12 protein-coding genes are annotated in these 16,999 nt (G+C 29.0%); all 12 read left to right on the forward strand.

The window, feature by feature from the left end; all coding sequences use genetic code 11:
- Nucleotide 1 precedes the first annotated feature (1 nt).
- The 12 genes from ACLI1A_RS10855 (at nt 2) to ACLI1A_RS10910 (ending at nt 16,896) form a co-directional block, all read left to right on the forward strand.
- Entirely contained in the window at nt 2-880 is an 879-nt protein-coding gene (locus ACLI1A_RS10855) for a hypothetical protein (RefSeq protein ID WP_411408675.1), read from the forward strand.
- 42 nt (nt 881-922) lie between these two features.
- Entirely contained in the window at nt 923-1,291 is a 369-nt protein-coding gene (locus ACLI1A_RS10860) for a hypothetical protein (protein WP_411408676.1), read from the forward strand.
- Between the two features lie 11 nt (nt 1,292-1,302).
- Nucleotides 1,303-1,635 carry a hypothetical protein gene (locus tag ACLI1A_RS10865; protein WP_411408677.1) on the forward strand — a complete coding sequence of 111 codons (333 nt, stop codon included), beginning with the start codon at nt 1,303-1,305 and terminating at the stop codon, nt 1,633-1,635.
- The gene (locus tag ACLI1A_RS10870) at nt 1,625-2,944 is read left to right on the forward strand and encodes a phage terminase large subunit (RefSeq protein ID WP_411408678.1); all 1,320 of its coding nucleotides are present in this window, start codon (nt 1,625-1,627) and stop codon (nt 2,942-2,944) included. Before ACLI1A_RS10865 ends, ACLI1A_RS10870 begins: the two co-directional genes overlap by 11 nt.
- Nucleotides 2,945-3,227: 283 nt before the next feature.
- Nucleotides 3,228-4,241 carry a hypothetical protein gene (locus tag ACLI1A_RS10875; protein ID WP_411408679.1) on the forward strand — a complete coding sequence of 338 codons (1,014 nt, stop codon included), beginning with the start codon at nt 3,228-3,230 and terminating at the stop codon, nt 4,239-4,241.
- Between the two features lie 157 nt (nt 4,242-4,398).
- The gene (locus ACLI1A_RS10880; protein WP_411408680.1) at nt 4,399-5,637 is read left to right on the forward strand and encodes an SIR2 family protein; all 1,239 of its coding nucleotides are present in this window, start codon (nt 4,399-4,401) and stop codon (nt 5,635-5,637) included.
- A gap of 2 nt (nt 5,638-5,639) precedes the next feature.
- Nucleotides 5,640-7,514: an ATP-binding protein gene (locus ACLI1A_RS10885; RefSeq protein ID WP_411408681.1), complete on the forward strand. Its 1,875-nt coding sequence runs from the start codon at nt 5,640-5,642 to the stop codon at nt 7,512-7,514.
- Complete coding sequence (locus ACLI1A_RS10890) at nt 7,507-8,664, forward strand: hypothetical protein (RefSeq protein WP_411408682.1); 1,158 nt, start codon at nt 7,507-7,509, stop codon at nt 8,662-8,664. The genes ACLI1A_RS10885 and ACLI1A_RS10890 overlap by 8 nt, the downstream gene beginning before the upstream one ends.
- Nucleotides 8,661-10,697: an AAA family ATPase gene (locus ACLI1A_RS10895; RefSeq protein ID WP_411408683.1), complete on the forward strand. Its 2,037-nt coding sequence runs from the start codon at nt 8,661-8,663 to the stop codon at nt 10,695-10,697. Before ACLI1A_RS10890 ends, ACLI1A_RS10895 begins: the two co-directional genes overlap by 4 nt.
- A 2-nt stretch (nt 10,698-10,699) precedes the next feature.
- The gene (locus ACLI1A_RS10900; RefSeq protein WP_411408684.1) at nt 10,700-11,668 is read left to right on the forward strand and encodes a hypothetical protein; all 969 of its coding nucleotides are present in this window, start codon (nt 10,700-10,702) and stop codon (nt 11,666-11,668) included.
- Entirely contained in the window at nt 11,665-13,641 is a 1,977-nt protein-coding gene (locus tag ACLI1A_RS10905) for an AAA family ATPase (RefSeq protein WP_411408685.1), read from the forward strand. The genes ACLI1A_RS10900 and ACLI1A_RS10905 overlap by 4 nt, the downstream gene beginning before the upstream one ends.
- Complete coding sequence (locus ACLI1A_RS10910) at nt 13,642-16,896, forward strand: SNF2-related protein (RefSeq protein WP_411408686.1); 3,255 nt, start codon at nt 13,642-13,644, stop codon at nt 16,894-16,896.
- The last annotated feature ends 103 nt before the right edge of the window (nt 16,897-16,999 follow it).

Raw genomic sequence — 16,999 nt, forward strand, 5'->3', positions numbered from 1 at the left:
GATGATAGATTTTATTAGGATAGTCGCTCCAATTGAACCTCAATATTCTTTTAACTCAATACATCCATTTGAATGGCAGGAATTAATTTTCGTTCCAAAATTTAAAAAGGGAATTTTGAAAGGTTTTGAAAGTGAGTATAAGGATTTAAGAGTGGTTTTGTACTACGATAAAATTGAACTATCAAACTCATTACATAAATTTTACAAGGGCAATAATTACACTGATTTCGCTTATTCAGAATTAGTCAATGCCATAGCAGAAATATGTATTAAGTTCGAGATTGAGGCAGAGTACTGGGAGATAAAAAAAATGGAATTTGGATTTAATATAAAAACACCTCAACCAGCAAACGAATATATAGACCTGTTTTTAGAGTATAAAGAAAGGAAGTTTGATAAAATGAAAAATAAGCAAATTGATTATGGTAGAAAGTGCTTTTTAAGTGAATATTCGCTAAAAGTATATGATAAATCTTATCAATCTAAAGTAGTGGATAGTATCGCTATTTCAAAAAAAATGCTTCGTGTAGAGTTTTGTTATAATCAAAAACGCAAACTGCCGGAACAAATAAAAAACTTAGCAGATTTAATGGACAGAGAAAAAATTAAAGAGCTGTATAACGACCTCAGTGAAGCATTTGCAAAAGTCATTTTTAGTGAAGAAGTAGATTTTACAGGTTCTACTGACGAAGAAAGAATGCTCTTCTTTGCGTCAACCCACGCTAATTATATAAAGGTTGAAGAAGGGATTAACAAATCTAATACAAAAGCAATGAAGAAAAGAATAAAGCAATTAAAGGAAAGATTTTTTCGGAAAACATTTAAGAAATGGTTTCTGAAGGCTTTGCAAGACAAGTACATAGAGCTATACTGTAACTAAATATCTAACTTGTAATATAGTCGGAAACCAAAAAAAATATCAATGCAAAAAGCAGATAAAGGCATAGTAGAACAACGCATAAAAGATATAGCCCGCTTACTAATAAATGGTAATTGCAGGGAGGATATTGTTCTACATAGTTCTACTCAGTGGAATATTGGAGAGAGGCAGACAGATAAATATATTGCACGGGCAAAAATACTTGTTGAGCAGTCGGTAAAGAAAAGAATCGAATATGATTATGCCAAAGCTGTAAGGAGATACGAGGAGCTATATAGGCTTAATATGGACAAAAAAGATTATAAAACCGCCTTGGCTGTAAATAAAGAACTAACTACCCTACAGGGCTTATTTAAACAACAAATAGAGCATTCGGGTGAAGTACAATTCATTTGTAATATTCCAGATTAAAAAAAATAGTTATGAAAAATCAATTATCACAGGAGAAAATTGACTCTTATTTTGAAATTTTAGAAGATAAAAATAAGTATGAAAAAGTTAGAACCTACGCTTTAATGTTGTTAAATGGCATAAATCAACCATATAACAATATTGAAGGTGATTGTAAAATAATATTTAATCCATACAGAATAATGTTTATTGAGCGATTTGAAGATAGAGGATTAGAACATTATTTTGATGTAGAAGTTATCTGGGGAGATGTATGCCCAAGTCAACAAAGAAACTTCAAGAAAGCTTTTGTAGTTGCCTTGAAAGAAATGGAAGAAATAGATTATTTCAATTATGAAAATTAATTTTTCGCTTTATTACACTCCTAAGCCCAAACAGATTGAGGCTCATAAATGCCGGGCAAAATATGTTTTGTTTGGCGGGGCTATGGGAGGCGGTAAAAGTTGGTTTTTATGTGCTGAAGCCATAAAACAGGCTATGAAATATCCAGGAAACAGATTAGTTATTGTCCGAAAGGAACTTTCTGTTTTAAGACGAACTACATTAGTAACTTTCTTGTCCATTTGCCCCAAAGAAATATTAAGAAATTTTAATCAAACAACATTAGAAGTAACTTTTATAAACGGCTCTATTCTCACTTTTTTAGATGCGAATATTTCTAAAGACCCCTTATTGCAAAAAATTAAAGGATTAGAAATTGGCTGGTTTGGAATAGATGAGGCAAATGAGGTAAGCTTAGATGTGTATAGTCTACTTAAAACCCGTCTAAGATGGATTTTGCCAAATAAGCAGAAACCACAATACGAAGGCCGGTTAACAAGTAATCCAGAAGCTTGCTGGTTGATACCTACTTTTATCCAGTCAACAAATAAAGATGAGGTTTACATTCAAAGCCTTACAACCGACAATTACGATGAAAATAGTGAATACGTCATCAACCTTAAAGAAGCTTTTAAAGACAATCCTAATCTATTGCGAAAATACCTTTATGCAGATTGGAGTTTGGTGGACACTATAAATCAACTTATTCCAAGTGAGGCTATTCAGAGAAGCGCAAACAAAATATCCAGCAGCATTACCAGTATATCTATGGGAGTTGATGTGGCCAGATATGGAGATGACAGAACCGTTTTTATAATTCTAAAAGATGGTAATATTGAATTGATTGAAAGTTATCCCCAAACCGCAATTACAGAGGTTATAACACGTACAATCCAATTAATCAAAGACTATAATATTGACCCCAGTTATGTAGGAATTGATAGTGTTGGCGTTGGTGCTGGTGTAGTAGATAGTTTGAAAATGCAAGGTTATGATGTGATTGAGATACAGGGAGGCGCAAAACCGGAAGAAACAGATTATGATGAAGCTTTTAAGCCTTATAATTTACGCTCGCAGATGTATTACGAGCTACGTAAAGAACTAATCACTGGTAATGTGGGTAATATAACCGATGAGACATTAAAATTGGAATTACAAGCTATTAAATATGAAATTTATGCCGATAGAACAGTAAAAGTTGTGAGCAAGGAGGCTATTAAAAAAATTTTGGGGAGAAGCCCCGATTTTGCTGATAGCTTAGTATATGCAAATTGGGTTAAAACATATAGAGGTGTTTGGAAATGGGCTTTGCCTATATCTGCCGGAAAATGAAAGTAACTTTTAATTTATGTAGTAAAAATGCTATATTCGTAGTCAATTAAAATTATAAAAGTATAAGGCAAAAAGGTTTTAAATAACATATAGATATTGCGTTTTGCATTTCGTTTTTCTACTCAAATACTGGTAATATTAAATAGACAAAAGCGAATGATTTGCGGAAGGTTCCCGATTGGGTGCTTCTGCTTCATTGCTTTTGTGGGTTATACCAGTGACCTGAGTAGAGAATGTTGTTAGTTAGCACCCTCTTTCATTACTGTAACCTAAAATTATCTATATGAAAACACAATCAACCTCAGCAGGTACGGAACACAAAGTTTTAAATGTTCTTAAATGGATTTTTGCAATATTTTTTCTATTTGGGGGCTTAGGAATGCTAACCAAAGGTTTGTATATAACTGGGCTATTATTAATATTGTTAGGCTTACTCCTCCTCCCGGTCGTATCAAATAAAATCAATTTGCAAATATGGAAGAATAGAGCATTTAGATATATAAGTTATTCGGTAATCTTTATATTGGCAGCACTAATGAATCCGAATGGCAAAAAGGAGAGAAACGAAATAGATTTTGAAGACAAAGAGGATATTGTAGTTGCTTACATCAAAAAAGATACATTAGACAAATCGATACAAACACTAAAACATTTAGGAGAAATAGGTGAGCTTTTCAAAAATGGCAATTATTCGACAAAGTATCCCCATGATGGTTATATCTCAGAGCAGATTGATAGTCTTAGCAAAAAGAAAATCTTAGTATTTAACCCCAGATACGATTTTGAAAATGCAAAGACCTACTTAAAAGAGGATTTAAAGAATGGTTTAATTAGAAATTACGTAATAAATTTTGAAGTAGATGATAATGGCAAACTAATATCCAAGAAAACTATAATAACATACTCGAAAATTGGCCAAGTAGAATACCAAAATAATAACGTACCGGAATATACAACTTTCATTGATGGGAAGATTGTAGAAAATCAAAAACTTAATGTAGAGGCAGAAAAGTTAATAGCAAAACAAAAAGAGGAATATGAAAAAAATAGGGCAGATTTTGAGGAGAGTTGTTTAAGTAGTTGGGACGGTTCAAACAGAGAATTAGTGAAAATTGTAAAGAAGAATATGAATGACCCTGATAGCTTTGAACACGTAGAAACTTCATATAAGCTGTATAATGATTATGCTGTGGTGATAATGCAGTTTAGGGGTAAAAATGCTTTTAATGGTACTGTTTTAAATAGCGTAACTGCAAAAGTAAGTTTAGAAGATTGTTCTGTGATTTCAGTTGAATAATAAAAATAATTAAAATAATAAAAAATGCGAACATTCGAGTTCGCATTTTTTATATCAACAGAATTAGACATATTACTTATAATGATAATATTTTTTTATAATTTTAACATATTAGAAATCTAATAGATAGGGAATATCTTATTTAATTCAAATACATATGTCGCCAATCAAACCAACTGTAGATAATCAGGTAGAAGAATCAATATTTATTAATCCATTTGAAAGTAAGCTTGATAATTTTAAAAATATAATTCAAGATTGTAATTTAAGTTTTTTAATAGGTTCCGGATTATCTGTTCCCTTCATGAAAACATTGGGAGGGATAGAGTCATGGCTTACAGGTCTTGAAGATAACAAACAAATTACCGAAGAATTACGAAAGTATATTAAAGCGTGCCTGTATAAAAGTTATTTTGAGGTCGCAATGAAAAAAAATGTGGATATTGAAAATTTTGAGTGTAATGATAATTCTTCAAATCCTCCAGATTTATCATTAACATATAATTCTTATAAAAGCTTCTTTAAAACTATTAATCAGATTCTATTTGAAAGAAGAAGCAATACAGTAAATAAACAAGTAAATATTTTTACTACAAATATAGATGTATTTTGCGAGAAGGTTATTGAAGACTTAGGATTACAGTTTAATGATGGTTTTAATGGAATTTTTAAGAAACAATTTCAATTAAGTAATTTCAAGAAATCATTCTATCAAAAGAGTCTACATTATGACAATGTTGCAGAAATACCAGTTTTTAACCTGCTTAAAATTCATGGTTCCGTAACTTGGAAGTTACGAAACACAGTTATAGAATTTGCTGGTCTCGACCTCTTAAAAAAGGTAATTTCTAAAATTGAAGATATAGAATTGTTAGATATTCTCGAAATGAGCAATAGGAAGTGGAGTGATTTTGGGACTGATTTAACCATTGAAGAAATAATTAAGGAATCCAAGAAACAAAACCCTATACCTTTAACGGATGATTTTATTGAAGTTTATGAGCAATTGCAAGTAGTTAATCCAACAAAGGATAAATTTAGAGATACTACATTTAATAAAACATACTATGAAATGTTGCGCCTATATGCAAATGAATTAGAAAAGGAAAATTCTGTATTATTCATAATGGGATTTTCTATGGCAGACGAACATATCAGAGATATTACTTTTAGAGCTATTAAATCAAATCCTACCTTAAAAGTTTTTATCTGCTCTTATACCCCTGAAGCAAAAGATATAATTTCTAATTTAAATCAAGACAGAATAGATTTAAGTAGCTATTATAATGTTGAATTACTTAATCCTATTGAAAAATTTGATTTAGCTAAAGCTAATGAATTATTATTTTTTCCTTTATTAGAGAGTATTCAGCTAAAAAAAGCATTTAAAAAATAGGTATGGAAATAGCTCTACAAAAAGATTCTATATTCAAAGTTGGCAAAGTAATTTCTGTTGAAGGCAGAATCGTAAAAATTGAAGTCGACAAAACGAAAAACAGTTCACATCTTTTATACAATGGGGAACTTCTTAGAAATATTTCAGTTAATAGCTATATTAAAATTACTAAAGGTTTTACCAAAATCATTGGTAAAGTAGATGGAGAATTTATTGTTGAGGATAAGCAAGTTACCGAAAAAAACTATAAAAGTGAAAAATTCAAGATTAAGAGAATTTTAATCGTCAGTTTGTTAGGATTCTTTAGTAAAAAAGGATTCGAACGTGGTATTAAGGAGCTTCCGTTAATTAATAATGAATGTTATCTATTAGAAAAGGAAGAATTTAATGATGTTCATGATTTTGTAAAGATTGGCGACTCTCCACTCACACTGGGTACTCTTACACATGAAAATGAACAAAAAATAAATATAGGAATTAATGATTTATTTGCTAGTCATATTGGGATTTTTGGAAATACTGGAAGTGGAAAATCTTACACTTTGGCAAAATTATATAGAGAATTGTTTTTAAAATATATTAAACAACAAAACTTTATAAAAAATACTCAGTTTATATTTATTGACTTTAATGGGGAGTATATCGAAGATGATACAATCATTGAAAAAGATTATAAAAATATTTACTGCCTTAATACGAGAATATCTAAAGACAGATTTCCTGTTCCTGAAGATTATATTAAAGACCACAACTTCTGGGCTTTGGTATTGGATGCTACGGAAAAAACTCAGAAACCCTTCTTACATAGAGCAATTGAAAATGATTGGTTAGAAGAAAAAGTAAATAACAAAGAAGAATTGAAAGAATTTTTGAAGCAATCTATTTCAAAAATTATTGACAAAGAAGATGATAACTTAAAGACTAACGTTATTATTGACTTATTAAGTCAAATCGATGCTTGTGTAATAAACAGTAATATAATTGAAGTTTTAAATGTATTAAGGGATAAACTACAATTTCATAATAAAAATAAGACCTTTTATTTCATAGCCAATGATGGAAACACATATTATGACAATAATGCTATTCCTTATGTAAATAATGTTTTAGATGAAATTGAATTTGACGAAATTGAATCAGAGTATTTGACAAAGGTAAGGCTTAGGATAGTTTTGCAATATTATCATGAGATTATAAATGGCTTTTCTAATATTGAACATTTATCTCCTCTTTTAAAAAGAACTCCCAAAAAAATTGTAGACTTAAAAAAAGTTATAAGTATTGAAGACAAAAAGTGGGATAGAAATATTACTATTATTTCTCTTAGAGATGTTAATATTGAAATGAGAAAAATGTTACCACTTTTGATATGCAAGCAGTTATATGAAGTAAAGAAAGATGAAAAAGAACAAGAAAAGAAAAATGGAGTAGAAACTTACTTAAATATTGTCGTTGATGAAGCTCATAATATACTCTCTTCAATATCTGAAAGAGAAAGTGAAACTTGGAAAGATTATAGGCTTGAAACTTTTGAAGAAATCATAAAAGAAGGTAGAAAATTTGGAGTGTTTTTAACTATAGCGAGCCAACGACCTTCAGACATTTCTTCAACAATTATATCCCAATTACATAATTTTTTTCTTCATAGGTTAATTAACAACAATGATATAAAGGCTGTTGAAAAAACAGTCTCATATTTGGATAAGCTATCTTTTGAATCTTTACCTATTCTCCCCACAGGCACTTGTATTTTAGCTGGATTGTCAGCACAAGTTCCTGTTATGATCGACATAGGAAAGATTGATAAAAAATTTGAACCAAATAACAAAACAATGATATTAATTGATAACTGGTTAGATAAAAATAAAAATGACTAAATCTGAAGAATGGGCATATAAATTATGTAAAGATTCTTTTTTCTCTCTATTCAGTTTTGTAAATCCTGTTGGTAAGAAGGGAAAAGAACTTTGTGATGTTATTGTTATTTGTAGTGCCGATATAATTCTAATCTCTGTAAAGGAAATTAATATAAGTCTAACAAATAATTATGGAGTAGATTATAACAGGTGGAATAAGCGAGCTATTGAAGATTCCTTAAAGCAACTAAATGGTGCCGAACGCTTTTTAAAAACAGTTTCTTCATTTAAATTGAAAGGTTCAGAAGAGGAAATAGAATTACCCTCAGAAAAAAAATTTTATAAAATAGCTTTATCGATTGGAGGAAGAGGTAAATTTCCTATTCCAGAATCAATTGAAAATAATGGATATGTGAATATTATGGATGAGGTTTCTTTTCATTCGATTATTTCAGAGCTTGATACAGTAACTGATTTTATTGATTATTTAAACGAAAAGCAAACTAAATTGTCGGGAGTTCATTTTACTGGTAACGGAGAAGAAGATTTATTAGCTTTTTATTTATGTAACGAATTTAATTTTCCAGATAGTACATATCTATATTTTGATGAAGGGCTTTATGAAAGTTTAAAAAAGAACAAATACTATATTAAAGAAAAAAAAGAAAGAAGAGAAAGTTATAAATGGGATTTTATAATTAATCATTTTACTCAAAATTATTTTAATGAGAATGGCTATAACAGTACAACTTTGAACAATATGATGAAAGCATGTGAAATTATGGCTAGGGAAACAAGGTTTGAAAGAGTAAAACTGATAAATAATTTGAATGAAGTAATTAATACCAATATTAGGGCAAGAATTTATTTTTCTCCATCATTTAATCATATTATTTATGTCTTTGTCTCTGGAAAATTTGAAAATGAAAAAGCACGTTTGAATGAACTCGAAAGTAGATGCCTAGTAGCAGCATTTCTACATAACAAATCAGCAATAGTTATTGGGATTGCTTGGGAAAAGAATATACATAACGACATATATGATGTTGCTTATTATAATTATAAATATGTATGGAAGGATACTTTGGATGGAGCTGCTTTAATAGCAATAAATGAATTGGGCTACTTTAAAAAATATTATGACCAAATTTCTAAAACTAATGACATATGATTGTTAGCATATTTTTAAAAGAACATGAATATTTGACATGTAAACCACAATCATTAAATTTTGGTGGAAAGTATCTATATTCATTTTTATCAATTGGTAAAAATTTAATTGTGACACGAAAGTTTAATGAAAAATATATTCCTAATTTTTTCAACATTTCTAATAGCGAATGTCCAATAGAATTAATGAGTGCTATTGTAGGTCAAAACGGTGTAGGAAAATCTTCTGTTTTAGATGTTATTAGAAAAACATTTGTAGAGTATGTGTATTCAATGCCTTATAACGACTCAACTATCCTAGTTGAGGTTGATGGAGAAACAAAAGTTTTGTTTTCAAATTACAAAGCAATTGTAATTACTGATGAAGGTAAAAATGATACCTCTACCATATTAGATTTTATTCTCAAAGAAGAAGACAAACAGTTTCCAGAAGGTTATGAAGAATTAGAAAAAATAGAAATAGAAGATTATCAAAGTATCTATTATTCTCCGCATTTTGATTTGAAGTATAACAACAATTTTGTTGAGGTTGATAAATATGATATTTCCCTCGACCAATTTATTAAGCAAGATTTGGAAGATAAAGATAGGAAAGGAACTAATGAAAATGGCTGGAGATTTCCTTTACACGAAGAATTAGTTTTCAAAAACTCAATGAGGCAGATAGAATTTTTAAGTTCTTTTGTTTTTAAGGAAAATTATGTTTTTAGAGAAGTTTTTGAATTACCACAATATGAAACAGGAATACTACATTTCAGAGATGTGGAAATTCCAGATTTTCATAATACTCCAATGCCATTAAGACCAATAATAGAACTTATTTTAGAAAAAGCAGAAAATGAAAGCAAAGAATGGCATTCAATCAAAAAATTTGATAACAATCATAACATTATAAATCAAGCAGAAGTAAACAGATATTTGTTAGAACGATTCGTTATAAAAGCATTTATGTCTATTGTGATTGAGCAGATGGAGAAAGGGAATACTTGGTTACGAGAAGGCACAATTGAGAATCCTTATGATATGAGTAGGTTTAAAGATTCTTCCGCAAAGGCTTTATTTTTCTATTTCATCAAGGAGAGTTATATTGAAAAAGGAAAATTTAAGAAAACCATTCTTGATTATAATGAAATTCTGCCATTTTTTGAAAAATTAGATTCATTATTTGAGGGGGAAACTAATCCCGATAACATCAATAAACAAAGTATCAGACTAAATTTAGATGAGATAAAAGAAATTTTACAATTGCATAAAAAAATTGTAATTAATCTTCTTCATTATTACCCAACCAGTGAAGGACTCATAGATAAGGGAGATTATACAGATGGTTTTATAGCTTTTAGACCAACTGACAGAAATATGAGTTCAGGAGAAAATGCTTTGCTTAATTTTTTTTCAAAGTTATATAGTTTTATTCATAATAACTTGATAGAAGAAAGCAAATCTTTGCCTGATAAGAAAAACTATATTCTCTTGTTAGACGAAGCCGATTTGGGATTTCATCCTGTATGGAAAAAAAGATATGTTGATGCAATTTTAAAAACAATTCCTTATTTCTTTGAATCACTTGAAGTAAAGCCGAAGTTACAAATAATAATTACAACGCATGACCCACTTACTTTATCTGATTTACCAATTAATAATGTGGTTTTCTTGCAAAAAGATGGTATGTACTGTTCCGTAATTTCAGATATAGATAAAAATAAAATCCAAAAAACATTCGGGGCAAATATTACGGATTTATTAGCTCATTCTTTTTTCGTTGAAAATGGTTTAATAGGCGATTTTTCAAAATCAAAAATAAAAGAAGTAATAAAGTGGATAAATGAGAGCAAAGGACTTTCATTAGAAAAGAAAACTACCCCGCAATTCAAAGACAAATTAGAATACTACAAAAAAACAGTGAATCTCATTGATGAAAAAGTAGTGAAAATAAAACTTACTGAAATGATAACAGATTTAGTTCCTGATAATGAATACTATAATCAAGTTATTGATGAAGAAATTGAATTATTAAGAAATAAAAGAAAATAATTATGCAGTATATTGACACTAACCTTTACAATATAACTGAGGCCAGAGATAATCATTATCTTTTTATGAGATATATAATTAAGAGAAAGTTAAATGGAAAATCTTTTTCAGAGCCTAATCCTCCTTCTATAACTAATGATATATATAAAGTTACCGGTATAAAAAGTTCTATCGTAAAATACTTAAATGATGAAAGCAATTTGAAAAAGGTATTAATTGGTACTCCGGATGAACTTGATAGTATAAAGGATAAATTTACTTCATTAGCTCTAAAAAAATCTTTGCATAAATTGATTAATTATGATAGCTGGATAAAAACAGACGATAAAGCAACATATAGGTATTATAATGCTTACCATTTAGCTGAAAAGTTAGATATTCCTACTTGTACCTATTGTAATCGAATTTACACAAAAACAGTAATTAGTGATTCCGGAAAGAAAATTACCAGACCTACATTTGACCACTGGTTTCCTAAAAGTGAATATCCATTACTGGCATTATCCTTCTATAATCTGATTCCAAGCTGTTCTGTTTGTAATAGTGGAGTGAAAGGTTCAACACCTTTTGACCTTTCAACTCATTTCCACCCTTATTATAAAAATCCTAGTAAAAAGTTTAATTATACTTTTAGCTATGACCACAAAGACTATCACAAATTTTCTTTTAAAATTATTACAGACGATAAAGACGATTTCTCAGAAAAATCAGTAAAAGCATTTGGATTAGAAGAAATATTTAAGGCGCACGAAGATGAAATCGAGGATTTAAGAAAAATTAAAGATGCTTATTCCGAAGATTATATCGATATGTTAGAAAGTAAAATTTTGGGTGGAGTTACTCTTGATAGGGATGAAGTTTATAGACTGGCCTTTGGAGTCCATTTTCAAGAAGCAAAATTTGACAGGAGGCCTCTAAGTAAGATGAAAAAAGATATTTTAATAGAATTAGGAATTATTAAATTAAAATGAGTTTTAAAATTATAGCATTAGAAGTATTGGATTCCTGTGAATCTCGACACTCAAAAATACTTGAGAGAAATATTCCTTATGTTTTTAATAAAAACTATAAATTCGTAAGGAAAAATGATGAAGAAATTATAGAATTAATTACTGAAGATTTTGATTTATATTCTAATAATCATGAAACTAAAATTAATATTTCAGCAATTGTAGGTAAAAATGGTAGCGGTAAAAGTACTCTTGTAGATTTATTGATAAAAGGGATTAATAATTTTTTTTATGTATACAAAGAACAGAATCCGATTAATGAATATCATATAACTGATAGTGTTCCTGGAATTGCTATCAATATATTTTATAAAATAGAAAATGATATTTTCAAACTTAAAATATTTGAAAATCATTTGAATAAAATTGAATATGAAGTATATAAAGGGAAACCGGATATTAATTCTAAAAAGTGGTCAATTTCGAAAATAAAAGCCACATACTTTAGTGATATGAATTCATTTTTTTATACAGAAGTGATTAATTACTCTTTGTATGCATTCAATTCTAGTATTGAAGGGAATTGGATTTCTAAACTATTCCATAAAAATGATGCTTATCAAACCCCTGTTGTACTAAATCCATGGAGAGATAATGGGATAATAAACATTAATAAAGAAAATGAATTAGTATATCAGAGATTATTAGCTAATTTATTTCGATATGACTCGTATAAAAAGCTTAATTTAAATTTAGGCGATAATTTAGAAGCTACAGTTCTCATTCTCAAATTAACTGATTTGGAATATTATGAGAAAAAATCCACAGAAGATTTTGGAGTAGATTTATCTCAGTTTGATGATACTTTTAGAAATAATATTCTAGACAATCTTATTAATACTTTTTATAGAAAATATCCCAAAATAGAGTTAGAAAAAACGCTTTTTGAACATTCTAAGCTTTATATACTATATAAACTAATAAGTATTTGTCATAAATACGATGAATATAGTTATAGCAAATATTTCGATTTTGAAAATCAATGCTTTAAAGATTTGAAAGGGCTAATTTCGAAATTAAATAACGACAATAGCCATATAACTTTTAAACTTAGGCAAATATTAAATTTCGTAACAAACAAACATATACTCTTTGATACTTCACAAAAAGAATGTAAAATTGAAATTAAAAGCTTAGCGGAGGAAATAAGAAATGTTAGTAATAATGAAAATATAATAAACTATTTACCCCCTCCGATTTTCAAAACCGATATAGAGCTTGATTCTGTGAAATCAAGCGAAAAAGGAATCAAATTTAGCACGTTAAGTTCGGGCGAAAAACAACAAATTTATACTACAAGTGCAATATATTACCATTTGATTAATTTAGAATCAGTTAAAAACAGTGCAGATACAAAAAAGATTTCTTATAGGTACATAAATGTTATTCTAGAAGAAATTGAATTATACTTTCACCCTGAATACCAAAGAGTCTTTATAAAGAGGTTAATAGAAGGTATAAAAAATTTGAATTTAACAAACATCAAATGTATTAATCTAATATTTATTACGCACTCCCCATTTATTTTATCCGATATCCCTAACTCGAATATAATGTATCTAAAAATAAATAGTGGAGGATATTCTAGGGATGTAAAGGAAAAGAAAAAATCATTTGCCTCAAATATTCACCATCTTTTAGGAGATAATTTCTTTTTTGAAAACAATATATATATAGGAGAATTTGCTCGAACTAAAATTGATGATATTATTGAATTTACTAAGCAAAGAAATGGTAAAGAAGTAGAATATTGGTATAGTTTGGTAGAATTAATTGATGAACCTATATTAAGAAATAAACTCACTGAAATGTTATTTGAAAGGTTTCCTGATTTTCAAAAAAAGAAAAATATAGAGAAAAAAGAAATGATGGTAAAGGCTTTTGCAGAACAAATGGGAATAGAAATAGATATTAAAGATATAAACAATAACTAATTGAATAAAAAAGGACATATATCAGCTGATTTTCAGACCTCTTTTGACTTTGATGCTCACAAGTGGCCTGAACAAAGTTTGTTTCCCCTTAACTTAAAATCTCATAGGAGAACAGTAGCATCTATTGTTTATAAAGACATTGATAAAAGTTCTGATTATATTATTATTACCGGTTTTACTTCACTATCTAATCTTGTGGATTTATTCGGAAGCAAAGATTTTCAAAATTTGGAAAAAGTGAGGATTTTAATTGGATTTGAACCCAATATCAGAGGTAGAAAGAAATATGTTAAACTCAAATTAGACAAGGAAATAAAAGATTATTGGTTAAAAAAAGGGTTATCCATAATGTTGGGCGGTGCTATTATGAATCTAATTGATAAGATTGATAGAAGAAAAATAGAATTTAGATATAAGGATAAACTTCATGCAAAAATCTATGTGGGTAATGACAGTGCGGTATTAGGCTCTTCAAATTTCAGTAAAAATGGATTAAACTATCAAGAAGAAGCAAATATAAGGGTAAATAAGGATTCTGGGCATACGGAGAAAAGACAATATGAATCAATAAGACTAATTGCTGAAAGTTATTATGAAGAAGCAACTCCCTACAATGATAAAATAAAGGAGTTACTTATGGAACTTATCAAAGAAGTAACTTGGGAGGAGGCACTTGCAAGAGCTATTGCAGAAATACTCGAGGGAAACTGGCTGAATGACTACAAAGCTATTTTAACCAAACTTGAACAGACAAAATTATGGCCGACGCAATGGAAAGGCATCACTCAAGCGGTTTCGATACTTCAAACACAATCTAATGTTTTGATAGCAGACCCAACGGGAGCAGGAAAAACAAAATTATGTACATCACTGGTATTATCCCTAAAACATTGGCTTTATGAAATTGGAAAAAATTATAAAACAAATTCTCTGATAATCTGCCCTCCTTTAGTTGTTACAAAATGGGAAGATGAATTCAGGGCTTTAAGGAAAATAGACAATTCTCAAATTTCAATGGGCTTGTTAAGTCATTCAAGTACTCAAAATAAAAAGAGAATTATAGAAGATTTAAGCCTTGCAAATATTTTGACTATTGATGAAGCTCATAATTATTTATCTCCTACATCTAATCGTACAGGATTAATCAAATCCAATAGAGCAGATTATAAAATATTAGTAACTGCGACACCAATTAGTAAAAAGGTAGAGGATTTACTGAAACTGATAGAATTATTAGATATTGACAATTTGAGTGATGAAGATTTTGAAAGATATAAAACACTCATAAATAAACCTTACTTGAAAAGTAACGATAATGATATTCAAAATTTGAGAAACTTCATTAGCAAGTTTACTGTTCGAAGAACCAAAAAGAGTCTCAATAAAGAAATTGACAAAGAGCCAGAAAAATATATAAACAAACTAAACAAGACTTGTAAATTTCCAAAGCAAAAAGAAAAAACCTATACAACAAAAGAAACAGAATCAGATAAGGAAATCGTTAGGCAAATAAATGAATTGACCTCACATTTAAAAGGTGTAACTTATTTAACAAGTTTTCATAAACCTAATTTTGAGATTTCTAAACAAGAGAGCCTTGAAGGATACATAAAGAAGAGAATTGGGGCAGGAAAAGCTTTATCCACCTATATGATTCGGGCAGCTTTACGTTCATCACATATTGCATTAGTTGAACATATTGAAGGTTCTCAAAAAGCAATGGATTATTTTAAATTCAAGGGGAAAAGTAACCATACCGGAGACAAGATTAAAAAAATATCAGACTTAATCGAATTAAACAAACTTCCTCGAAAAAATAAAATCTTTAATAAAGAATTGTTTCCAATTTGGCTAATAAATAAAGAAGAATATATAACTATCTGTAAGCAAGAATTAGAAATATACAAGAAGATAAGTTCTTTGGCTAAAAAGCTTTCAGGACAAAGAGAATTGGGAAAAGTTGAAGAGTTAGTCAAGAATTCCAAGAAACATCAGAATATTTTAGCATTCGATAGTACCGTAATTACTTTGTATTACTTAAAGCAACTTTTTGAGGAAAAATATCCTAATCAAAAGCTCTTAGTAGCATCAGGAAGTGAAAAAGATAATGACAGTAAAAAAGTAATGGAACTTTTCAATCTACAATCACAATCTAATGAAAACTGTATTGCTTTATGTTCTGATAAAATGTCTGAGAGTATTGATTTACAAAAAGCATCTTCAATTGTTTTATTAGATTTACCAAGCGTATTAAGAATAGTGGAACAAAGAATTGGTAGAGTTGACAGAATGGATAGTTTGCATAAAGAGATAGAAATTTATTGGCCAGATGATTCAGAAGAGTATTCTTTAAAAACTGATAGTAGATTGATTTATACAAACGATATGGTTGAAGACATATTTGGCTCAAATTTTGAAATTCCTACAGCATTAAAAGAAAAACACTTTTCTCAAACTGATTCTACTAATTCTCTTATTAAAGAGTATAAAGATTTTATTGATAAAGACGAGTCTTGGTCAGGAATTCACGATAGCTTTCAATCGGTAATAGAACTTAAAGAGGGAAAAAATGCTCTAATATCTGAAGGAATCTATGAAGAGTTTAAAGATGTTTCATCAGAAATTAAAACAAGAGTAAGTTTTATCGGAAGTGAGAAAGATTGGTGTTTTATAGCTTTAAAAGGAGATAAAAATAAAAGCCCAAGATGGTATTTTATTGATGAAAACAATGTAATACACACCGATTTTCCCGATGTTTGTAATTCTTTAAGAGAGAGTATCGGTAAAGAATCTAAAAAATTAAAATGGGATGACAATTCGTTACATAGATTCATTAATCTATTTAAGCAGAAAGAAAGAGATTTACTTCCTCCAAAAAAGAAAAGGGCATTAGACGTTGCGGAATATATTCTTTCAAAAAAAGTAGAGGGAAAGAATAAAAATCTAAATCAAAGTTTGAGACAGTCTATTAGAGTTATGCTAAACTTGTTAAAACCTAATTCTATTGAAGCAGTAGACTATGAGAGATTAGCAGAAGAATGGATTGAGATTTTACAACCTCATTTGGATGCTAAAAGAGAACAGAATAAGAGAAAGAAAACAGTCTTGAATCTGTCATCTCTAAAATCCGATTATAAGAAGATCGATTTAGATATGGAACGTATAAACGAAATGATAGAAAGCAGTACTATTGTCGATGAAATAGATAATAAGATTGCTTCTTGTATTATAGGAATTTCGGATAATAAAGATTAAGAATAATTACAAAATAGGGACACATTTTCCTTTCATTATTCTATGTTTTCTCAATATTTGCTGCATTTTTACATTTTTAAAACATTCCATCTATTATAAATAT

The organism is Flavobacterium sp. RHBU_3 (assembly GCF_046613565.1).
Classification (GTDB): domain Bacteria; phylum Bacteroidota; class Bacteroidia; order Flavobacteriales; family Flavobacteriaceae; genus Flavobacterium.